20 protein-coding genes are annotated in these 19,471 nt (G+C 67.4%); 7 read left to right on the top strand and 13 right to left on the bottom strand.

Annotated elements, in window-relative coordinates; genetic code table 11:
• Positions 1-8: 8 nt before the first annotated feature.
• Positions 9-1,187 (bottom strand): efflux RND transporter periplasmic adaptor subunit, encoded by a 1,179-nt coding sequence (locus tag ACVJ6E_RS21180; RefSeq protein WP_491676524.1) that lies wholly within the window; start codon positions 1,185-1,187, stop codon positions 9-11.
• Between the two features lie 165 nt (positions 1,188-1,352).
• Between ACVJ6E_RS21180 and ACVJ6E_RS21175 the strand changes: the two genes are divergently transcribed.
• Positions 1,353-2,024: a response regulator gene (locus tag ACVJ6E_RS21175; protein WP_120269213.1), complete on the top strand. Its 672-nt coding sequence runs from the start codon at positions 1,353-1,355 to the stop codon at positions 2,022-2,024.
• 4 nt (positions 2,025-2,028) lie between these two features.
• On the top strand, positions 2,029-3,135 hold the full coding sequence (locus tag ACVJ6E_RS21170) for an ATP-binding protein (RefSeq protein ID WP_120268474.1): 1,107 nt from the start codon (positions 2,029-2,031) through the stop codon (positions 3,133-3,135).
• 26 nt (positions 3,136-3,161) lie between these two features.
• Here the strand turns inward: ACVJ6E_RS21170 and ACVJ6E_RS21165 are convergent, their stop codons facing one another.
• Both ACVJ6E_RS21165 and ACVJ6E_RS21160 read right to left on the bottom strand, forming a co-directional pair.
• Complete coding sequence (locus ACVJ6E_RS21165; RefSeq protein ID WP_120268475.1) at positions 3,162-3,800, bottom strand: DNA alkylation repair protein; 639 nt, start codon at positions 3,798-3,800, stop codon at positions 3,162-3,164.
• A 159-nt stretch (positions 3,801-3,959) separates the two neighbouring features.
• Positions 3,960-4,640 (bottom strand): class I SAM-dependent methyltransferase, encoded by a 681-nt coding sequence (locus ACVJ6E_RS21160; protein WP_120268476.1) that lies wholly within the window; start codon positions 4,638-4,640, stop codon positions 3,960-3,962.
• Between the two features lie 184 nt (positions 4,641-4,824).
• On the opposite strand from ACVJ6E_RS21160, the gene ACVJ6E_RS21155 reads away from it, so the two are divergent.
• Complete coding sequence (locus ACVJ6E_RS21155; RefSeq protein WP_120268477.1) at positions 4,825-5,268, top strand: Rrf2 family transcriptional regulator; 444 nt, start codon at positions 4,825-4,827, stop codon at positions 5,266-5,268.
• Here ACVJ6E_RS21155 and ACVJ6E_RS21150 read toward each other — a convergent pair.
• Positions 5,224-5,658 carry a hypothetical protein gene (locus tag ACVJ6E_RS21150; RefSeq protein WP_147421844.1) on the bottom strand — a complete coding sequence of 145 codons (435 nt, stop codon included), beginning with the start codon at positions 5,656-5,658 and terminating at the stop codon, positions 5,224-5,226. The two genes, ACVJ6E_RS21155 and ACVJ6E_RS21150, sit on opposite strands and share 45 nt — an antisense overlap.
• A 1,430-nt stretch (positions 5,659-7,088) precedes the next feature.
• Between ACVJ6E_RS21150 and ACVJ6E_RS21145 the strand changes: the two genes are divergently transcribed.
• Complete coding sequence (locus tag ACVJ6E_RS21145) at positions 7,089-7,766, top strand: ZinT family metal-binding protein (RefSeq protein WP_491676529.1); 678 nt, start codon at positions 7,089-7,091, stop codon at positions 7,764-7,766.
• 66 nt (positions 7,767-7,832) lie between these two features.
• Here the strand turns inward: ACVJ6E_RS21145 and ACVJ6E_RS21140 are convergent, their stop codons facing one another.
• Together ACVJ6E_RS21140 and ACVJ6E_RS21135 are read right to left on the bottom strand one after the other, a co-directional pair.
• Complete coding sequence (locus ACVJ6E_RS21140; protein ID WP_120268480.1) at positions 7,833-8,903, bottom strand: D-alanine--D-alanine ligase family protein; 1,071 nt, start codon at positions 8,901-8,903, stop codon at positions 7,833-7,835.
• 135 nt (positions 8,904-9,038) lie between these two features.
• Positions 9,039-9,935, bottom strand: a complete 897-nt coding sequence (locus ACVJ6E_RS21135) for a LysR family transcriptional regulator (protein ID WP_120268481.1) — start codon at positions 9,933-9,935, stop codon at positions 9,039-9,041.
• A gap of 87 nt (positions 9,936-10,022) precedes the next feature.
• Between ACVJ6E_RS21135 and ACVJ6E_RS21130 the strand changes: the two genes are divergently transcribed.
• Together ACVJ6E_RS21130 and ACVJ6E_RS21125 are read left to right on the top strand one after the other, a co-directional pair.
• Entirely contained in the window at positions 10,023-10,766 is a 744-nt protein-coding gene (locus ACVJ6E_RS21130; RefSeq protein ID WP_120268482.1) for a sulfite exporter TauE/SafE family protein, read from the top strand.
• A 29-nt stretch (positions 10,767-10,795) separates the two neighbouring features.
• Positions 10,796-11,131 (top strand): hypothetical protein, encoded by a 336-nt coding sequence (locus ACVJ6E_RS21125; protein WP_120268483.1) that lies wholly within the window; start codon positions 10,796-10,798, stop codon positions 11,129-11,131.
• 14 nt (positions 11,132-11,145) lie between these two features.
• Here ACVJ6E_RS21125 and ACVJ6E_RS21120 read toward each other — a convergent pair whose 3' ends face one another.
• The gene (locus tag ACVJ6E_RS21120) at positions 11,146-12,054 is read right to left on the bottom strand and encodes a LysR family transcriptional regulator (protein ID WP_120268484.1); all 909 of its coding nucleotides are present in this window, start codon (positions 12,052-12,054) and stop codon (positions 11,146-11,148) included.
• A 187-nt stretch (positions 12,055-12,241) separates the two neighbouring features.
• Here ACVJ6E_RS21120 and ACVJ6E_RS21115 point away from each other — a divergent pair, with 187 nt between their 5' ends.
• Positions 12,242-13,426, top strand: coding sequence for an MFS transporter (locus ACVJ6E_RS21115; RefSeq protein WP_120269214.1), 1,185 nt, complete (start codon positions 12,242-12,244; stop codon positions 13,424-13,426).
• A 52-nt stretch (positions 13,427-13,478) separates the two neighbouring features.
• Here ACVJ6E_RS21115 and ACVJ6E_RS21110 read toward each other — a convergent pair whose 3' ends face one another.
• The 6 genes from ACVJ6E_RS21110 to ACVJ6E_RS21085 are packed head-to-tail and all read right to left on the bottom strand — an operon-like array spanning position 13,479 to position 19,467.
• Positions 13,479-14,198, bottom strand: coding sequence for a GntR family transcriptional regulator (locus ACVJ6E_RS21110; RefSeq protein ID WP_158592666.1), 720 nt, complete (start codon positions 14,196-14,198; stop codon positions 13,479-13,481).
• Between the two features lie 22 nt (positions 14,199-14,220).
• Entirely contained in the window at positions 14,221-15,387 is a 1,167-nt protein-coding gene (locus ACVJ6E_RS21105) for an alpha/beta hydrolase (protein ID WP_120268486.1), read from the bottom strand.
• An 18-nt stretch (positions 15,388-15,405) separates the two neighbouring features.
• On the bottom strand, positions 15,406-16,500 hold the full coding sequence (locus ACVJ6E_RS21100; protein WP_120268487.1) for an oligopeptide/dipeptide ABC transporter ATP-binding protein: 1,095 nt from the start codon (positions 16,498-16,500) through the stop codon (positions 15,406-15,408).
• On the bottom strand, positions 16,497-17,600 hold the full coding sequence (locus ACVJ6E_RS21095) for an ABC transporter ATP-binding protein (RefSeq protein ID WP_120268488.1): 1,104 nt from the start codon (positions 17,598-17,600) through the stop codon (positions 16,497-16,499). Before ACVJ6E_RS21095 ends, ACVJ6E_RS21100 begins: the two co-directional genes overlap by 4 nt.
• Entirely contained in the window at positions 17,600-18,505 is a 906-nt protein-coding gene (locus ACVJ6E_RS21090) for an ABC transporter permease (RefSeq protein ID WP_120268489.1), read from the bottom strand. The genes ACVJ6E_RS21095 and ACVJ6E_RS21090 overlap by 1 nt, the downstream gene beginning before the upstream one ends.
• Positions 18,502-19,467 carry an ABC transporter permease gene (locus tag ACVJ6E_RS21085; protein WP_120268490.1) on the bottom strand — a complete coding sequence of 322 codons (966 nt, stop codon included), beginning with the start codon at positions 19,465-19,467 and terminating at the stop codon, positions 18,502-18,504. Before ACVJ6E_RS21085 ends, ACVJ6E_RS21090 begins: the two co-directional genes overlap by 4 nt.
• Positions 19,468-19,471: the final 4 nt, after the last annotated feature.

Below are 19,471 nucleotides of genomic sequence, written 5' to 3'. Positions count from 1 at the left end.
TGGTCTCCTCAGGAGCCGCTCTCGGGCAAGGCCCGGCGATAGGGGACGAGCTCGAGCGGCTGCCCTGCGCGCGTGCGGTCCTGTCCCTGGACCACGACCGTCTCGCCCGGCTTCAACCCCGACAGGACGACGTACTGCCTGTCTATGAGCGCCCCGAGTTCCACCTCGCGGCGGCTGGCGGTCTTGTCGCCGGCTATGATCGTGAGGTGCGGCCGCCCCGAGGTGTCGCGGAGCACGGCTTCCTGCGGCACCGTCAGGGCATCGGCGTAGATGGCGCTGGGCACTCTGGCGCGCAGATACATGCCCGGCAGCAACTGGCGATGCGGGTTCGGCACCTTCACGCGCAGCGCGATGTTGCCCGTGCCGGGGTCGACCGTGCTGTCGGAGAACAGCAGCTTGCCCTGGAACGCGTAGGGCCTTCCGGTGATGGTGAAAATGTCGACCGGAAGGGCGCGGGCATCCTCGCTGCCGTCGCTTTCCAGCGCCTCTTCCAGCTGTTCCCACCGGATCGAGGGCCGGCGTACATCGAGATAGACGCTGCCGAGCTGCCGGACGACGGCGAGGGCGTTGGCGGTGCCGACGGATGCAAGGCCGCCTTCGCTCGTCAGCGCCTGGCCGATCTGTCCGGCAATCGGGCTTCGCACGGTCGCGTGCGACAGTTCGAGCTGGCGGCGCGTCAGGTTGGCCTTGGCCTCGGCGACGCTCGCACGGGCTTGCGCCAGTGCCGCCCTGGCATCGCCGAGGGCTGCGGCGCTTGCGGTCTGCGTTGCGGCCAGGGCCGAGATCCGCTCATGCTTGAGCGTTGCGTTGACGAGATCGGCCTCTGCCCGTGCCAGCACGGCTGACGCCGCCTCGACATCGGCGGCAAAGGGCGCGGGATCGATCTCGAACAGAGGCTCGCCGGCGGAGACCTCCGCTCCCTCCGTGAAGGTCACCTTCTGGATGATCCCGCTGACCTGCGGACGGATCTCGGCCGTGCGCAGCGCCGAGACGCGGCCGGGCAGCTCGTCATAGACGATCACCCGGCGCGGCTGCACGGTGAGGACGGAGACGCGGATGGGGGCGCTTTCTTCCTGTTGCCCCTTGTCGGCATCGGTCGTCGTGTCGTCGCCGCTCTCCATGCAGGCGGCAAGGGCGACTGCCGCCGCGGCGAGGAGGGCGAGCGTCAGGAGCGGGCGTAGGCGCATCGGTGCGATCATCCATCGAAGGGGGCGTGCCGGTTCGGGCGAGTTCGCCTTATCCGTCCATCGGGTTGGCGCCATGTGGAGGTTGTGTTGCGATTTGATGGAGGAGTGCGAGGGATACTCGACGCGGGCCGCGCCTGATGGCATGCCTTGTCCATGGAGAACGCGATGGCAGCACTCGTACTGATAGCCGAAGACGACCAGGAGATTTCAGCGATCCTCGACGCCTATCTCGTGCGCGAAGGATTCCGGACGGTGCAGGCGCGCGACGGGCGCACGGCGCTGGAACTGCACCTCGCCTTGAAGCCGGATCTCGTTCTTCTCGACGTCACCATGCCGCGCCTCGACGGATGGGAGGTTCTGGCGGAACTGCGGCGACGCGGCTCTACGCCTGCCATCATGATCACCGCGCTCGACCAGGACATCGACCGGCTGCAGGGCCTGCGCATCGGCGCGGACGACTATGTGGTCAAGCCCTTCAACCCGATCGAGGTCGTCGCGCGGGCGAAGGCGGTGCTCCGCCGGTCGGGCTTGGCCAGTGCGGCGGGCGTGCTGCGCGTCGGCGGCCTGGCAATCGATCTCGACGCCTACCGGGCGAGTTTCGACGAGGTGCCGGTTCCGCTGACGCTGACCGAGTTCCGGATTCTCGCGCACATGGCACGCAACCCGACCAGGGTCTTCACGCGCGACGAACTGCTGGACGCCTGCCTGCCGGGCTCGGATGCGCTCGACCGGACGGTGGACAGCCATCTCAGCAAGCTGCGGCGGAAGCTGGAGCAAGCGGGCGCGCTCGGCCTGCTGCCGGGCGTGCGCGGCGTCGGCTATCGCCTCTCGGCCTGATGCCATGAAGATGCGCGCGGGCCTGAGCCGACAGATCCTCCTGGCCATGTCCGCCATCACCGTGGTGGCCGGGCTGCTGGTCTTCTTCGGCACCTATCTCGCCTACACGGCGATCATCGCCTTCTATCCCCGGCTCGACACGGAGAGCGAGTGGCTCACGGCAACGGATCTCACGATCCTGGGCGCCGCCATCCTCGTTGCCCTGCCGATTGCCGCCGTCGTGGCCATGCGTCTTGCCCGCCGCATATTGGAGCCCCTGGAAACGCTGGCCCAAAGTGCCCGGCGGATCGCCGACGGCGACCTGTCGGTGCGGGTCCAGCCCGGCGACCGCTCGCTTGGTGAGACCGCCGGCCTGATCGACGACTTCAATTCCATGGCCCAACGGCTGGAGGACATGGCAACGGACATGGCGCTGTGGAACGCGACCATCGCGCACGAGCTGCGCACGCCGCTCACCATCCTGAAAGGCCGCCTCCAAGGCATGATCGACGGGGTGTTCGAACCGGACGAGCGCTCGCTCCGCGGCCTGATCCTCCAGGTCGACAGTCTGGCGAGGCTGGTGGAGGACCTGCGGACGGTCACGCTCGCCGATAGCGGGCATCTGGACCTCAACATCGAGCCGATACGTCTTGCGCGGGAGATCGAGCAGATCGCGGAGCTGCTGGCGCACGACCTGCACGAAGCCGGGTTCCACCTGAAGCTCGACCTGGAGGACGTGACCGTCGCGGTCGATCCGACGCGCATCCGCCAGGCTTTGCTGGCTCTGGTCACCAATGCGCGGCGCTACGCCAACCGGGGCGCGATCACGATCACTCTTGCGGAAAGGGAAGGCGAGACGGTGCTGGGCGTTGCGGACGAGGGGCCGGGCCTCGAGCCCGAGATGGCGACACGCGTCTTCGACCCCTTCGTGCGCGGAGATCCGACGCGCTCCCGCGAGCTGGGAGGCAGCGGGCTCGGCCTGTCGGTGGTGCGCGCGATCGTGGAGGCCCATGGCGGGCGGTTGCGCTACCGTCCCTCGGCAAGCGGCGGCGCGCTGTTCGAGATGGTCTTCAAGGCCGCCGCCCAGGCCACCGGCACGAGAACCGGAGAGACCGCGCCCGCCCGCAATTGAGGCGGCCCGGTGGGATCTTGCACGGCTCAGCCGGTTTTGGCCTTCGCCCCCGCCAGCAGCCGGGTCGCCAGCTTGTGGGTCTGCCTGGTCCCCCGCTCGTCGAGGTTCCAGTCGGCAACGGCTCGTTCGACCAGCGCGGGATGCTTCTTGCTGATGTCCCGCAGCGCGTTTCCGGCCGACTTCCTGAGATACTCGCTGTCATCGTTCCGGAACCGGCAGAGGAACCCGATGGCGACCTCCGGATGATCGCGGAAGTAGGGGCGGCCCGTCCAGATCCGGAGCCCTTCCGTCACCGCGCGGCGCACATTGGCGGATGGATCGGCGAGCCAGTCGGCGATGACGGGAAGGGCGGCCTCGTATCCCCTGTCCGAGCAATAGCGGTCGAAGGCCTTGGCGAGGATTTCCTGAACCCGCCAGTCGCTGTCGAGACTGACCTGCTCCCTCAAGATCTGCAGCGCCTGCTGGTCCGAGGCCGCCTGCCTGCCGAGGAGGAATGTTCCGATGCAGCGCGCCTGCGCGACATCCGAGCTCAGCAGCTGAAGAGCCACGTCCCTGGCCTCCGCAACGGAGGAGCGTGCGTGGATCTCGTCGGCCGCCGCCTCCAGGTCCTTGAAGCCATGCTGGGTTTTCCTCGAGCGCTCCACGAGCTGCTGAACGGTCTGCATGTGCTTGAAGGTTCCTGTGGTGGTGCTGGCGGGCCCGTCTGCAAAGTCCGGCCTCGATCTGTGCATCCTACACCGCGCAGGGGACAGGGCGATTGATCCATGTCGAATGGTGGAGGGATCCTCGATGCGGAAGCGCGGACGGCAGGCCAGGGACGGCGCTCAGTCGGCAAATGCGACCCAGCCGCGAAACGAGAAGGCGGCATAGAAGAGCGCCGGCGCCGCAAAGCCGGCCTGGCGCAAGAGCGCTTCCTCCTCGGTCGGGGAAAGCAGCGGCAGGCGGGCGGCCATGGTCTTCGCCGAGGAGAGGCCCTGCTCAGGCTCCGCGCCGCCCCGCCTTGGAAAAGCGATCGAGCGCGCCAGCCAACGCTCCGCATCCCCGTCCGGCGCGGCGTGATGTGCGGTGACGAGTGCGGCTCCAGGTGTCAGCCGCCGGCGGATTTCCCGGAGCGTGTGCAACCGCTCGGTCCGATCCAGAAAGTGCAGCGTCAGCAGGCATGTCGCGCCGCCGAAGGGACCGGCCGGTGCCCCGTCGACCGTACTTTCCACAAGCTCGACGCGGTCGGCATGGGCAGTGCATGTCCGCCGTGCGATGTCGAGCATGGCGGGCGAGGGATCTACGCCCGTGAAGCGCCAGTCGGGCCGCGCCTGGGCCATCGCATCGAGCTCCAGACCGCCGCCTGCACCGATCACCAGGATACGCGCCGGGCCCGGCGCACGCTCGCTGAGCAGAAGGGCCGTCATTCGGTGGAGATCGGCCAGTCCCGGCACCTTGGCCAGGGTTTCCTCGGGATAGCTGGCGACGGCGGCCGGGTTCGTGAACGGCGTGGAGTATGTGCTCATGATTGTGCCTCGAAGACCACCGGCCGATACATCGCCAAAGCCGCCGCCGCCGATGGCGAGGGCGTCAAACGTATCAGTTGAAGATACATAATTGCGGGCATCTCATGTATCAAGATCTGTTACATGATATTCTCGGGATCTCGAGGGGGTGCAAGCTGCGCGCGAGCACGGAGGCGGGGAAGACATGAACAAGGACACCAGGCTCTCGGACGTGCTGCATGTGCTGCTGCATATGGGGCAGTTCGACGAAGCGCTGACCTCGGATGTGCTGGCCAGAAGCATGGGGACGAACCCTGCAGTGTTTCGCAGGACGATGGCGGGCCTGCGGGACGCGGGCTACGTCAAGTCGGGAAAGGGCCATGGCGGCGGCTGGCAGCTGGCGCGCCCGCTCAAGGAGATCACCTTGCTCGCGGTCTACGAGGCGCTCGGCCGCCCGACCTTGTTCGCGATGGGAAACCGCAGCGATCATCCCGACTGCCTGGTGCAGAAGACCGTAAACACCGCGCTTTCGGACACGATGAGGCAGGCCGAGGCCCTGTTCCTCGCACGGTTCGCCGAAGTGACGCTGGATATGCTGGCGCCGTCACGGCCGGCGCCGCTGGCCGTCCATGGGGCCGGGCCGGCCTGAGCGTTTGGATACACTGCGCGAGCGGGTCGGCAAGCGGGGGCTTGCCGGCGCGCGGCGCACTTGATCGGCAAGGATCTGCTCAGCGCCGCCGGCCGGCTTGGCCCTTGCCTGGTGATAGAGCCGGTTCCAATGGTTCCGCAGGCCGTCGTGCTCGCCCACCTTGAGGATCTTGCCGAGCAGCAGGAAATTCCGGCGCTGGGGAATGTGGATGCCCTGCCGCCAGTTACGCAGGTTCTTCACCGCCGTGACGAAGGCGGCCGGGGTCCGGTTGCCGCTCGCCGCGTACAGCGCATCGGCCAGGTGCATGTTGTCGAGATAACCGCACTCCCTACACAGCGCATCCAGCAGGTCGTGCCAATGCCGGTACGCCGTCCAGTCCCTTGCCGCCAATATTACGCTCCTCAAACCAGGCGAGTTCGCCGGGAGCATAAAGGCAGGTATCTGATATATCGAGGCAATCGCCCGATTTTTTCGCTTTCCCAAGACATCTCGTCCGTTCCGCGCCGGCCCGTTTCAGGAAAGCGGCATCGGTGAATTGTGTTTGTAACGGTATAACATCATTGACGGACGTAATAACATAACATAGTCGGTCATGAAGGCGCCGCACGGCGCCTCCCCGGGCAGGTACCGAAAGGCCGGTTCCCCAGACGGCCAGCCACCGAACAGCCGGTCACCGAAGGAGACACGACATGTTGCGACGACTAGGCTTCACCACGGGCGTTGCGCTCGTACTCACGGGCGCGGCCCTGGCGCAGGATGCGCCGAAGGATCCGGAGGACGTGACGCTCTATCGCGTCTTCGTGGGCGATCATGCCGATGCGAAGGTGACGGCCTTCGACCTCGACAAGCCCGACAATCGCTGGAGCTTCGAGACAAGCGGCCAGAACAAGCTCTACGGCGTGAACAACGGCGCGGCCGTCGTCGCCATCCAGTCCGACAGCGATGTGGTGCATTTCTTCAAGAGCGGCATTAAACTCGACTCCCACGGCGACCATTCCGACATCGAGATCACCGATCCGGCGGCGCTTGAGGAGACCTTGAGCGGGCCGCGTCCGTTCCACCTGATCGACCATCACGGCAAGCTGGCGATCAATTTCGACCGTGGCGGCTATGCCGAGATCGTCGTGGCCAACGAGCTGTCCCATGGCGAGTTGGAGAGCCGCCGTATCCCGCAGGCGCGCGCCCATCACGGCTTCGTCGCGCCTCTCGGCAAGGGATGGGTGACGACGGTCGCCTCCGATGCGCCGGTCGAAGGCGATGCGGCTCCGGCACGCCTCGGCCTGCAGGCGATTGCGGCCGACGGCACGCCTGTCGGCGAGGTCGCGACCTGCACCGGCATTCACGGCGAGGCCTTTTCCGGCGCCTATCTGGCGGCCGGCTGCAAGGAAGGTGTGCTGACGGCGACGCCCGGCCGCGACGGGCTGAAATTCGAGATGCTGGACTATCCGGTCGACCTGCCGGCCGGCAAGACCACGGGCACGCTGCTCGGGGCGAAGAGCATGCAGGCCTTCCTCGGCAATTACGGCGCGGACGGTCTTGTCGTCATCGATCCGGTCGACGAGCCGCATTTCCGTCATGTCGCCTTGCCGTTCCGCCGCATCGACTTCGCGCTCGATCCGGCCGACGCCCGCTACGGCTATGTCTTGACGGAGGACGGCACGCTGCACCGGCTCGACATGCTGGGCGCCGCGCTGATCGAGGGCGCAAAGGTGACCGAGCCCTATTCCATAGACGGGCACTGGAACGATCCTCGCCCGCGGATCGCCATGGCCGGCGACGAGATCGTCATCAGCGATCCGAGGGCTGCCCTGGTCCGCCGGATCTCCAAGGACACGCTTGCGGAGATCGGCACGGTCGCGGTCGAGGGCATGCCCTACAACATCGCCGTCGTCGGCGGCAGCGGCAAGGCGCACGGCGAGGGTGGAGATGATCACGCCCATGCGCAAGGCCACAGCCATGGCGACGAGCAGATCTACAAGGGCTACTTCGAGGACAGCCAGATCGCGGATCGCCCGCTGTCCGACTATGCCGGCGACTGGCAGTCGGTCTATCCCTACCTGCAGGACGGCACGCTGGACCCGGTGATGGTGCACAAGGCCGAAAGCGGCGACAAAAGCGCCGAGGAGTACAAGGCCTATTACGAGGTGGGCTACCGCACCGACGTCGAGCGGATCACCATCGAAGGCGATACGGTCACCTTCTACAGGAACGGCAAGCCGACATCGGCCCGCTATGCCAGCGACGGCTATGAGGTGCTGACCTACAAGAAGGGCAATCGCGGCGTGCGCTTTATCTTCAAGAAGAGCGAAGGCGACGAGGCGGCGCCGCAATACATCCAGTTCAGCGACCACCGGATCGCGCCGGCAAAGACCGATCACTATCACCTGTATTGGGGAGAGGATCGCGCCGCCGTTCTGGAAGAGCTGACGAACTGGCCGACCTACTATCCGTCCGGGCTTTCGGCCGGGGAGATCGTCCGGGAGATGACCGCGCACTGATCGCGGTGCGTCTCACGCCTGTTGCGCCCGGCCGGCAACGGCCGGGCGTTTTCGTTCAGGAAACGTCTAGCGACCCGCGCGGGCAAGGCCGTGCTCGACCAGCCGGTCGATCAGCTCGGCGTAAGGTACGCCGCTGGCCGCCATCACCTTGGAATACATGCTGATATCGGTGAAGCCTGGGATGGTGTTGAGCTCGTTGACGAGGATGCGCAGGTCGGCGGTGACGAAGAAGTCCGCGCGGGCCATGCCGTCGCAGCCAAGCGCACGGAAGGCGCGTGCGGCCATGTCCAGCATCTCGGCCTCGACCTGCTCGGGAAGTTCGGTCGGCACCATCAGGGCGGCCCCGTCCGCGTCGATATACTTGGCGTCGTAGCTGTAGAAGCCGTGGCTTTCGGCCGGCACGATCTCGCCCGGACGGGAGACGAACAGCGTGCCGTCGGGCCGCTCCAGCACGGCGCACTCGATCTCGCGGCCCTGGATGAACTCCTCGGCCAGCAGCTTGCGGTCGTGCCGGAAGCCTTCCTGAAGCGCTGCCGCGTAGCCTTCGGCGCTGGTGACCTTGCTGACGCCGACGGACGAGCCCTGGCGGGCCGGCTTGAGGAAGACCGGCAGGCCGAGCGCTTCGGTGAGTTCTTCGAACGAGGGCACTGCGCCCGGATGCAGGGTCAGCGAGCGGGCAGCCGAAAGCCCGGCGTCGCGGAACAGCCGCTTGGCGATATCCTTGTCGAGCGCGGTGGCCGAGCCGAGGATGCCGCAGCCGGCCAGCGGCACGTCGGCGACCTCGGCAAGGCCCTGCACGGAGCCGTCCTCGCCGTGCAACCCGTGCAGCACCGGGAACAGGATGTCGATGGCGGGCATGTCGAGCGCGCCGCCCTCGGGGGGAAGCGCCAGCAACCGGCCCTTGCCGCCGGGAACCAGGCAAAGCTGCATGCCGGTTTCGGGCAGGGCGACCTTTCCGTCCTCGAAGCGGCTCAGCAACCACGTGCCCTGGGGCGAGACGTAAACCGGCACGGCATCGTATTTCGCAGGATCCAGGGCGCTCATCACGTTGGTCGCCGACAGGATGGAAACGTCATGTTCGGCGGAACGTCCGCCGAAGAGCACGGCGATGCGCAGCTTGTTTGAAGAAGATCCCACGTATGGCTCCAGAAAATCGGTAAGGGGCAGGAGTTGCGATGATGGTCAGCCTGTCCGCCGATCGGGTCAAATGCAAGGCAGGCGGGCAGCGGATGTGCTTCGGTGCCTGTTCAGACGGATCTTGCCGGTGGAAAGTCAACGCCGGCCCTGGTCATGCAGGTGCCGGGCGAGGCGCTGCGCCGCATCCGGCAGCCGGCTGGTCGTGCTGACGCAGATGGCGAGATCGCGCCGGGCCCAGCCGTCGGACAGCGGCAGCACGGCGATGCCCGTGCCCGCCTTGTGCCGGTGCGCAGCCGCCTCGGGCAGGATGGCGATGCCGGCGCCCGCGCCGACCATCTGGCACATGGCGTCGAAGCTGGTGACGCGGGCGCGCACCTTCAGCGTCTTGCCGATGCGCGCCGCCTGACTTGCGATATGCCGTTGCAGCGCGCTGCCGCGCGACAGACAGACGAAGGGGCGCACGACGATATCGGCAAAGGCGAGCGCGGTTTCGCCGGAGCCGGCCGCCTCCGATGCCGCGAAGGCGACGACCAGCCGATCCTCGCGAAAGGGGAGCTTTTCCAGGGCTTCGGGAAGCTCGGACGCCGAGGCGATGCCGATATCCGCGTCGCCGGCGGAAATCGCCGCGCCGATGGCTGCGCTCTCCATCTCCTCCACGTCGACGCTGATCGCCGGATTGGCGCGCAGGAACCCGGCAAGCAGCTCCGGCAGGTGCTCGCTCAAGGCGGCGGTGTTGGAAACGAGCCGCAGCGTCCCGGTCAGCCCGCGGGCGAAGGGGGCGAGCTCGCTGCGCATCGCCTCCGCCTGCCGCAGGATCAGCCGCGCGTGCCCGGCAAGGCACTCGCCCGCCTGTGCGGTAATGACGCCGTGGCGCTGGCGCACAAGCAGCGGCGCACCGAGCGTATCCTCCATGGCACGGATTCGGGCGCTGGCGGAGCCGACCGTTAGGTTCGACAGCTCGGCGCCATGGGTGATGCTGCCGGCGGAAACGATGTTGAGGAACAGGCGAAGGTCGACCAGATCGAAACGCATGGGTCATCCCCAGCTTATGGATTTGCCAAAGCCTAACTTTGAAACCTCCGCATTGCGAGCCCGCGGCGTTTGGCGCAGGTTCGCCGCATGACAATCTCGCTTCTCCTGCTCGTTGCCGTCGCCTTCGTGCTCGCCGGCTTTGCCAAGGGCGTCGTCGGCTTCGGCCTGCCGACCATCTCCATCGGGTTGCTGGCCATGGTGATGCCGCCCACCCAGGCGGCGGCGATCATGCTGCTGCCGTCCTTCGTCACCAACATCTGGCAGATGCTGCAAGGCGGGGCGCTGGGCGAACTGGCCAGGAAGCTCTGGCCGATGTTGGTTGGCCTGTGCATCGGCACCTGGTCGGGCATGGGCTGGATGGAAGGGGCGGCCGGGCGCTACGGCACCTCCGTGCTAGGCATCGTCGTCTGTCTCTATGCACTGGTGACGCTGGCCTCGCTGAAGCTGACCGTGCCGCGCCGGCACGAACGGATCACCAGCCTTGTGGTCGGGATCGCCACCGGCCTGCTCAACGCGACGACCGGCGTGTTCGTCATTCCCGCCGTGCCCTACATGCAGGCGCTCGGGCTGGAAAAGACCCGCCTGGTGCAGGCGCTGGGCCTGTTCTTCGTCGTCTCGACAGCGGCTCTTGCTGTGAACATCGCAGCGAGCGGTGTGGTTTCCGCCACGATGATGCCGCTTGCACCGCTGGCGCTGGTGGCGGCCTGCATCGGCATGTATCTCGGGCAGGCCGCACGCCGGCGCATGCCGGTGGCGACCTTTCGAAAGGCCTTCCTCGGTGGCCTGTTCGCACTTGGCATCTGGCTGATCGTCCAGCCGCTGCTCGTGTGACCGGCAGCCCTTTGCCAGGGGAGGACGGGTTGGCCGATATTCTGATCGAGACCCGGCGCGGCTGGCTGGCAAGGGACCGGGCGGCCTTCCTCGACAGTGTGGGCGGCGCGGTCGCCGCCGCGCTTGCCCCGGCCGTGCAGGCACCATCCGTCCGTCTGTTGGAGTATGACGAGGACTGCTTCGTGCCGCCCGTGCCCGGCCGCTCCGTCTTCACCCGCATCGAGATCGCGTTTGCCGCCGGCGGGCGGGGGGAGGAGGCCGCCGATCTTCGCCGCGCCGTGTTTGCTGCCGTGAAGGGCTTCGGCCTGACGCCGTCGGACGTGCGGATCGTGCTTCTGGCGGCAGGAACGCGAGCCGTTCTGTAGCCTCTCCTATGGCTTCAGTGCCCCTCGGCCAGGAACGCGCGCAGGCGCGGCGTCATGAAGTCGAGAAACGCACGCAGGCGGTGGGGCAGCCGGTCGCCGCCGAGAAACAGGGCATGGATGTCCTCCGTGTCGCCTTCCACCGCATCGGCCAGCACCTCGACCAGCGCCCCGGATTTCAGGTCCTCGCGCACATGGAACTCGCCCATCCGCCCGAGCCCGACGCCGGCAAGAACCATGCGCCGCACGCTCTCGCCATTGTTGGCAAGCAGCGTGCCGGCGACGTTCCGCTCGATCATCCGCCCGCCTTCGCGCAGCGGCCAGACGGGCGCGGAGCGGCGAAAGTTGAAGCCGATGCAATTGTGCTGGGCAAGGTCCTCGATTGTCCTGGGCACGCCGTGCCGTGCCAGATAGGCGGGCGAGGCGATGATCTTGCGCGGCGCGGTGCCGAGCTTGCGGGCCGTCAGGCTGGAATTCGCAAGGGTGCCGACGCGAAAGGCGACGTCCGTGCGGTCGAGATAGAGGTCGACGATCTCGTCGGAGAGCGAGAGATCGATCACCACATTGGGATATTCGGCCCAGAAGGCAGGCAGAAGCGGCTCCAGCGCGACGATGCCGAAGCCGACCGAGGCGCTGACCCGCACCGTGCCATGGGGGCTCGCCGAGCCTTGCGTCAGGTCGCGCTCGATCTCCTCCAGGTCCGCCAGCAGCGCCTGGCTGCGCTCGTAATAGGCCCGGCCCTCCGCCGTCAGCGACAGGTGCCGGGTCGAGCGCTCGAGCAGTCGCACGCCGAGCCGCGTCTCGATCCGGCCGATCAGCTTGGAAACGGTCGACGGGGTCATCTGCATCTGCCGGGCCGCGGCGGAGAAGCTGCCGCTTTTCACCACTCGCAGGAAGACCTGCATTTCCCCCACGCGGTTATCCATGACGGCCTCATCTATGAAACAAGTTCACGGATGATGTGCTTTCACGGGCGATTATCAAGCGCTTTTGCCGGTCGTATGACTTCACCCATGAAAACGAGGAACGGATCCGGTGGGCTACGCTGCCGTGATCCCGGCCAAGCGCACGCCCTGGCGGCAGCGCCGGCCGCTTCCGCATGAGGACAGAACCATGACCGCAATTCCCGACCAGCGCGGTTCGCGCTGGCCGTTGCTGGCGCTGGCGATCGGCGCCTTCGGCATCGGCACGACCGAATTTTCTCCCATGGGCCTGCTGCCGGTGATCGCCGACGGGGTGGATGTCTCGATCCCCACCGCCGGCCTGTTGGTGAGCGCCTATGCCATGGGCGTGATGGCCGGTGCGCCGGTGATGACGCTGCTCTTCGCCCGCTTCGGCAAGCGGACGGCGCTGATGTGCCTGATGGCGATCTTCACGCTCGGCAACCTCATGTCGGCGCTCTCGCCCGACTACTGGACGCTGCTGGCCTCGCGTGTCGTCACCAGCCTCAACCACGGGGCGTTCTTCGGTCTCGGCGCGGTGGTGGCCGCGAGCGTCGTGCCGCGCGAGCGGCAGGCAAGTGCCGTTGCGACGATGTTCATGGGCCTGACGATCGCCAATGTCGGCGGTGTGCCGCTGGCGACCTGGGTCGGCCAGCAGATCGGCTGGCGCGAGGCGTTCGCGGGCACAGCGGTGCTCGGCCTCGTCACCATCGCCGCGCTCTGGCTGGCCCTGCCGAAGGGGGCGCCGGGTCTGCGCCCCGATGTGGGGCGCGAGCTGCGGGTGCTGGTGCAGCCGCAGGTGCTGATCGCACTGCTGACCACCGTGCTGAGTTCCAGCGCGATGTTCACGCTCTACACCTATGTCGCGCCGCTGCTGGACGTGCTGACCGGGGCCTCGGCCACCTTCCTGACCCTTGCTCTCGTGCTGGTCGGGCTCGGTTTCACCATCGGCAACTGGCTGGGCGGGCGCGTCGCCGACTGGTCGTTGGACGGGGCGACGGCGATCTTCCTTGCCGCGCTGGCCGCGATCATGCTGGCAATGCCGGTTCTGATGGGTAGCCAGAGCGTGGCGGCGGTCACCCTGCTGGCCTGGGGCGCGGCGGCCTTCGCCATCGTGCCGCCGGTGCAGATGCGGGTGATGCAGGCGGCGGCCGATGCGCCGGGCCTTGCCTCGTCGATCAATATCGGTGCGTTCAATCTCGGCAATGCCATCGGCGCAGCCGTCGGCGGTGCGGTGATCAGCCTCGGTCTCGGCTATGCCGCCGTGCCGATTGCCGGCGGCCTGCTTGCCGCCTCGGCGCTGGGGCTGGTCTGGATCGGGCGCAGAAGACTGGCCGCACTCGCCTGCCCCGTGTGACGCGGCGGGTGGCCGGGCCGGGTTTTCCGGTCCGGCTGCCGCGTGCACGCGCTCAGCGCACCGAGGCGGTCTCGGCCTTGGCGTCCACGGTGCCCGGATCGGGGAACATCCAGTCCTGCTTGCGCGGGGCTGTCTCGGGCGTGTCGGCGCTGATCCGGCGATAGGTGGCGCGCGAGGACAGAAGGTGGGCGCGCATTGCAGCCTCCGCCCATTCCGCATCGCCCGCCGACAAGGCCTCCACCAGATCGCCGTGCTGGCGGTTGCTGCGCATCAGCTCGGTTCGCGTCCAGCTGTTGAAGGTCGGGCTGACGACCGGCTTGCGGGCCACCAGATTGACCAGCTCGGCGAAGAAGGCATTGCCCCCTTGCGCCCAGATCACCCGGTGGAACCGGGCGTTGAGGTCGCGATAGAGGCGCCGGTCGGGCTCGCTCTCGTGGATCGCCTCGTCCATGCCTTCGTGAAGCTCGCGCAGCTCCTTCAGGAAGGCCTCGTCGGTGTGGCGCGCCGCCATGCCCACGGCAATCGGCTCCAGCGAGGCGCGGGCGGTGAAGATATGGATGACCTCGTTGGGGTCGACATCGACCACCACCGCCCGGCGATAGGCCTCGCGCCGGATCACGCCCTCGGCCTGCAGGCGGCGCAACGCCTCGCGGATGGGCGTGCGACTGACGCCGAGGCGGGCGGCAAGCTCGCTTTCGGGAAGGACATCGCCGCCGAGATAGGCCCCGGAGGCGATCAGCGCCCTGATCCTGTCGTAGATATCGCCCGCCATGGCCATTCCGATCCGGTTGTAGCTAGTCGTAACCTCGCGTCCTCAGCCATTCCGACACGATGCCGGTTGCTGTGGCAAGCCTTTCGGGCTGATTGACGAAGTAATGATTGGCGCCCTCCACGAGCTTCATCTCGCGGTCGGCGGAGCCGACGGCGGCAAAGACCGCGGCCGTGTGGGGCTGTGGCACGGCATCGTCCGCGCCGCATTCGATGGCAAGGAACGGCACGCTGATATGACGGGCGGTGATCAGCGAGTTGGCCCGCGAATGGGCCGGCGACCATTGCGACAGCCAGCTGCGCAGGGTCGAGAACCGGCCAAGGCCCGCCGGGCCGCTGTTCACCGTTTCCGGGTGGCCGAGATAGCTCCAGCCCGGCTTGCGACCGTTCGGCTCAAGCGTCGGGTCGAGGAAGCGCGGGTCGGCCATGGTGCGGTAGGTGACGAAGGCGCGCTCCATCTCCTTGCCGCCGCGCCGGCGCAGGTCATCGAGCCGCTCCAGCACGCCGTTGGTGATGCGCTCCATGCGCGCGGCCTGCGCGGCCCGGTAGCGGGCGACGAACTCCGGCGAATAAGGCTCGGTGCGGGCCTCGTAGCCCGGCAGGTAGAGGTCGAGTTCCGGGTCGCGGTCGTCGGGATCGGTCTCGTTGCGCATCGACGGGTCGAGCCATTCCTGCAGCAGCACCGCGCGCGAGGCGTGGGCGGCAAGGCTGAGCACCGCATCGGCCGGGATCAGCCCGGCGCCGGCCACGTCGACGGGATCGCCGGCCGGCGTGTGCGTGATGGTCGGCCGCTCGGCCTGCGACTGGTAGAGCATGGTCAGCGATCCGCCGCCGCTCCATCCGCACAGGACGATGCGCTCATAACCCCAGTCTTCCCTGGCCGCACGGATATAGGCACCGAGATCGAGCAGCACGTTTTCCATGATCAGCGCGGTGTCGTTGCGCTGGTAGCGGCTGCCGGCACACAGGACATGGAAGCCGAGCTCGGCCATGGCCCGCGGCAGCGGCAGCAACTGCAGGGTGGAGGAGGGGTGCATGAAGACGAGCAGCGTGCGCGAGGGACGATCCACCGGGCGGATCAGCACTCCTTCCAGATGGGTCATGCCCTGCGAGCCGTTGAAGCCGTAGGTTTCGGTGAAGGCCTGCTTCGCCGTGAAGGCGATGTGTTTCCAGTCGAAGGCGAGGTTGCTCATCGCTTCTTGTCCTGTCGCTCAGCCGGCGGTCTGCGCCAGCAGTCCGGCATCTTCCGTTTCGGTGATGCGGCCCGCTTGCGGGCGTTCCAGCTCCGGCCGGGCCTTGGCAGCGCTGTCGTCGTGGATGTGGCAGCGCACCCGCTGACCGCCCGGCTGGTCGGTGAGGTCCGGCTCCACCGCCCGGCACAGCTCGGTCGCATAGGGGCAGCGGGACGAGAAGCGGCAGCCCGGCGGCACGTTCATCGGCGAGGGAACATCGCCGCGCAGTTCCACCCGCTCGGGCGCTTCGGCCGGGTCCATGCGCGGGATCGCCGCCATCAAGCGCTGGGTGTAGGGATGCAGCGGCTGGGCCAGAATGTCCTCGGCCCGGCCTTCCTCGACGATGCGGCCGAGATACATCACCGCCACATGCTTGCAGATGTAGCCGACGGTCGCGATGTCGTGGGAAATGTAAAGAACGGCAAGGCCAAGCTCGCGCGACAGCTCGTCGAGCAGTTCCAGCACGCTCGCCTGGATCGACACGTCCAGCATCGACACCGGCTCGTCGGCGACGATGAAGCGCGGCTCGAGCACGAGCGCCCGGGCGATGGCGATGCGCTGGCGCTGGCCGCCCGACAGATCGCTGGGGAAGCGGTGGATGTTTTCCGCTGCCGGAATCCGCACCAGATCGAGCGCCCGCTCGACCTTGGTACGGCGTTCTGCTGCCGAGCCGATGCCGTGGATGACGAGCGGCTCTTCGATGATCTGGCCGATGGTCAGGCGCGGATTGAGCGAGCTGTAGGGATCCTGGAAGATGATCTGCGCCTGGCGGCGGTAGTCCTTCAGCTTGCGCCCCTCGACATGGGTGATGTCATCCTCGCGGAAGGTGATGCTGCCGGAGGTGGGCTGGTACATGCGCACCAGCGACATGCCGAGCGTGGACTTGCCGCAACCCGATTCCCCGACCAGGCCGACGATCTCCTTCTCGCGGATGGCGATGTCGACGCCGTCGAGCGCCCGGGCGACCGGCGGCGTGACGCCGGCCAAAGCGGTGAAGATGCCGGTGCGGCCCTGGAAATGGGTCTTGAGGTTGCGGGCCTCGATCACCGGGCGAGTGGCGGTGGTGTCGGTCATGCGCCTACCCTCATGTTGCGCCAGGTTTCGGGGCGGGCAGCGGCCGCGCGGAACTCGTCGGCCCGGTCGGTGTAATGGCATGCCGCCGACTGCTCGCCGACCTTGTGGACTTGCGGTGCCGTGGTGCGGCACAGGTCCGTCGCGAACGGGCAGCGGCTGGCGAAGCGGCAGCCCGAGGGCGGCAGCAGCAGGTTCGGCACCGTGCCGGGGATCGAGATCAGCGGCTGGCGCGGCTGGCCGCGCACCGGCAGACGCGGGAAGGCGTTCTGCAGGCCCATTGTGTAGGGGTGCAAGGGGCGCTCCAGCACGTCGGCCGTCGGCCCGCTCTCCGCGACCTTGCCCGCATACATCACCACGACCGTCTCGCAGGTCTCCGCCACCACGGCGATGTCGTGGGTGACGAGGATCATCGAGCGGCGCATGTGCTCGTGGATGCCGCGGATGCGCGACATGATCTGCGACTGCATGATCGGGTCGAGCGCGGTGGTCGGCTCGTCGGCCAGCAGCATGCCGGCATTGAGCGCCAGCGCCATGGCGATGACCGCGCGCTGGCGCATGCCGCCGGAGAACTGGTGCGGGAACTCGTAGAGGCGTGCCGCCGGCAGGCCGACGAGGGCGAACATCTCTTCCGCCCGCGCCCAGGCGACCGCCTTGCCGACCTTCTCATGCGCGAGGATCGCCTCGCAGATCTGGTCGCCGATGCAATAGACGGGGTCGAGCGAGTTCATCGCACTCTGGGTGATGAGCGAGATGCGGTTCCAGCGGATGGGCTCGAGCTCCGCATCCGACAGGCCGAGGATGTTCTCGCCGTCGAGCAGCGCCTCGCCGGAAATGCCGGTGAACTCCGGCAAGAGGCCCATCAGGGCCTTGACCACGGTGCTCTTACCGCAGCCGCTCTCGCCGACAAGGCCGAGATTGGTGCCGGCGCGTACCTCGAAGCTGACATCCTCCACCGCGTGGAAGCGTCCGCGCAGGGTCGAGTAGCCGATGGACAGGCCGTTCACCTTCAGGTGGGCGGCCGGCTTTGCCGAAAGCCGTTCGTCGAGCCGGGCAAGATCCTTCGCGAGCGCGGGGGAGCGGGTGTTGGCGGATCCGGCCATCAGCGCCTCCTCAGCCGCGGGTTGGTCTGTTCCTCATAGGCGCGGCCGATGAGGTAGAGCGAGGAGACGAGCAGCACCAGCGCCAGCGACGGCGGCACCACCCACCACCAGGCGGTGCGCAGGTTGCCGCTGCTGAAGGCGGTGTTCAGCATCTGCCCCCAGCTCACCACCGTCGGGTCGCCGAGGCCGAGAAAGGAGAGGCTCGCCTCCGTCAGGATCGCGAAGGCGACCGACATCGTCACCCACAGGAAGACGATGCGCACGATGTTCGGCAGGATGTGCCGCATGATGATGTGGAAGTGCGATGCACCGGCGGCGCGCGCCCATTTCACGTAGACGCGCTCGCGCTCCGTCAGGACGGCGGAGCGGATGATGCGCGCGCCGTTGCGCCAGAACAGGATCGTGATGACGAGAATGATGTTCTCGATGCTCGGCCCCAGCAGAGCCACCGCGACGATGGCGAAGGGCAGGGTCGGGATCGACAGCGCGATGTCGGTGAGGCGCATCAGGAAGTCGTCGACATAGCCGCCGAAATAGCCCGACAGCACGCCGAACACCGTGGAGATGAACCCGACGGCGACGGCCGCGACCAGGCCGACGATCAGCGCCACGCGGAAGCCGTGCAGGAACTGGCTGAGCACGTCGTTGCCGAAGGCGGTGGTGCCGAGCAGATGGGTGGCATTGGGCGGCGACAGGCGGTTGAGCCGTCCGCTTTCGGTCATCATCGCCTTGAACGGCTCGAACGGCGCGAGCCAGGGGCCGATGATGGCCAGCAGGATGAAGATCGCGAGGATCGCCACGCCCACGACCGCGAAATTGTCCTCCATCAGCAGGCGGAACGACTCTCGCGCCGAGCTGAAGAGGCTGCGCCCTCGAATGGCGCCCTGATCGGGAACTTGCGTCATTTGTAGACAACCCTGGGATCGAGCTTGCCGTAGACGAGGTCGGCGGCGAGGTTGGCCAGCACGATCATCACGGCGAGAAGGAAGAAGGCCGCCTGGGCGAGCGGGTAGTCCTGGCGGGTCACGGCGAGCACGAGCTCGCGTCCCACGCCCGGCCAGGAGAAGACGATCTCGATGACCACGATGCCGGCGATGGTCTCGGCCAGTGCCGGAAACAGCCAGGTGATCAGCGGCAGCATCGAGTTGCGCGCGGCATGCCAGGCGACACGCCGCTGCGGCACGCCCTTGGCGCGGACCAGCTCGATATAGTCCTCCGTCCGGTTCTCCACGACGCCCGAGCGCATCAACAGCAGGTTCTCGGGCATGAAGTAGATGATGACCGCGATCAGCGGCAGCGCCAGGTGATGCAGGAAGTCGAGGGTGAAGTAGCGGGCAAAACCCGTCGTCTCGCCCGGATCGCCCATGCCGAAGCCGGGGAACCAGCCGAGCGTCGAGGAAAACACGGTGAGCAGCGCGATGCCGATGACGAAGTTGGGCACGCCGCGGATGACGGTGGCAAGAAAGATGCCTGAGCGCTCCAGCTTGCCGCCGCGCCGGGCCCAGCCGACGGCCGTGCCGATGGCCGCGCCGAGGGCGGCGCCCAGCAGCAGGCCGGGAACGGCGATCCACAGGGTGTTGACGATCAGCGGCCACAGAACTTCCCACACCGGCTTGCGGTAGAAGAAGGAGGAGCCGAAATCGCCCTGGAGAAGGTTGCCCAGATAGGCGAGATACTGGTCCCACATGGTGCCGGTCAGGCCCCACTGTTCCAGCAGCGCCTGGCGCGCTTCGTCGGTGAGGCCGCGCTCCAGCAGGATCGCGGTCGGGTCGGCGGGCATCACGCGGAACATGAAGAACATGATCGTCGTGACGGCCCATACGACGAGCACGCTCTGGGCGAGACGTCGAAGGATATAGGCGCGCATGGCT

Source organism: Stappia sp. G46H5W, from assembly GCF_058448995.1.
Note: the sequence above shows the minus strand (reverse complement) of the source record. Positions and strands in the feature narration are given on the sequence as shown.

Excerpts from the sequence above, each read along its gene's own strand:
- ACVJ6E_RS21085 (WP_120268490.1), bottom strand. The coding sequence starts at position 19,467 with ATGCGCGCCTATATCCTTCGACGTCTCGCCCAGAGCGTGCTCGTCGTA.
- ACVJ6E_RS21100 (WP_120268487.1), bottom strand. The coding sequence starts at position 16,500 with ATGACCGACACCACCGCCACTCGCCCGGTGATCGAGGCCCGCAACCTC.
- ACVJ6E_RS21090 (WP_120268489.1), bottom strand. The coding sequence starts at position 18,505 with ATGACGCAAGTTCCCGATCAGGGCGCCATTCGAGGGCGCAGCCTCTTC.
- ACVJ6E_RS21130 (WP_120268482.1), top strand. The coding sequence starts at position 10,023 with ATGACAATCTCGCTTCTCCTGCTCGTTGCCGTCGCCTTCGTGCTCGCC.
- ACVJ6E_RS21110 (WP_158592666.1), bottom strand. The coding sequence starts at position 14,198 with ATGGCGGGCGATATCTACGACAGGATCAGGGCGCTGATCGCCTCCGGG.
- ACVJ6E_RS21095 (WP_120268488.1), bottom strand. The coding sequence starts at position 17,600 with ATGGCCGGATCCGCCAACACCCGCTCCCCCGCGCTCGCGAAGGATCTT.
- ACVJ6E_RS21165 (WP_120268475.1), bottom strand. The coding sequence starts at position 3,800 with ATGCAGACCGTTCAGCAGCTCGTGGAGCGCTCGAGGAAAACCCAGCAT.
- ACVJ6E_RS21135 (WP_120268481.1), bottom strand. The coding sequence starts at position 9,935 with ATGCGTTTCGATCTGGTCGACCTTCGCCTGTTCCTCAACATCGTTTCC.
- ACVJ6E_RS21120 (WP_120268484.1), bottom strand. The coding sequence starts at position 12,054 with ATGGATAACCGCGTGGGGGAAATGCAGGTCTTCCTGCGAGTGGTGAAA.
- ACVJ6E_RS21115 (WP_120269214.1), top strand. The coding sequence starts at position 12,242 with ATGACCGCAATTCCCGACCAGCGCGGTTCGCGCTGGCCGTTGCTGGCG.
- ACVJ6E_RS21180 (WP_491676524.1), bottom strand. The coding sequence starts at position 1,187 with ATGCGCCTACGCCCGCTCCTGACGCTCGCCCTCCTCGCCGCGGCGGCA.
- ACVJ6E_RS21170 (WP_120268474.1), top strand. The coding sequence starts at position 2,029 with ATGAAGATGCGCGCGGGCCTGAGCCGACAGATCCTCCTGGCCATGTCC.
- ACVJ6E_RS21160 (WP_120268476.1), bottom strand. The coding sequence starts at position 4,640 with ATGAGCACATACTCCACGCCGTTCACGAACCCGGCCGCCGTCGCCAGC.
- ACVJ6E_RS21105 (WP_120268486.1), bottom strand. The coding sequence starts at position 15,387 with ATGAGCAACCTCGCCTTCGACTGGAAACACATCGCCTTCACGGCGAAG.
- ACVJ6E_RS21155 (WP_120268477.1), top strand. The coding sequence starts at position 4,825 with ATGAACAAGGACACCAGGCTCTCGGACGTGCTGCATGTGCTGCTGCAT.
- ACVJ6E_RS21175 (WP_120269213.1), top strand. The coding sequence starts at position 1,353 with ATGGCAGCACTCGTACTGATAGCCGAAGACGACCAGGAGATTTCAGCG.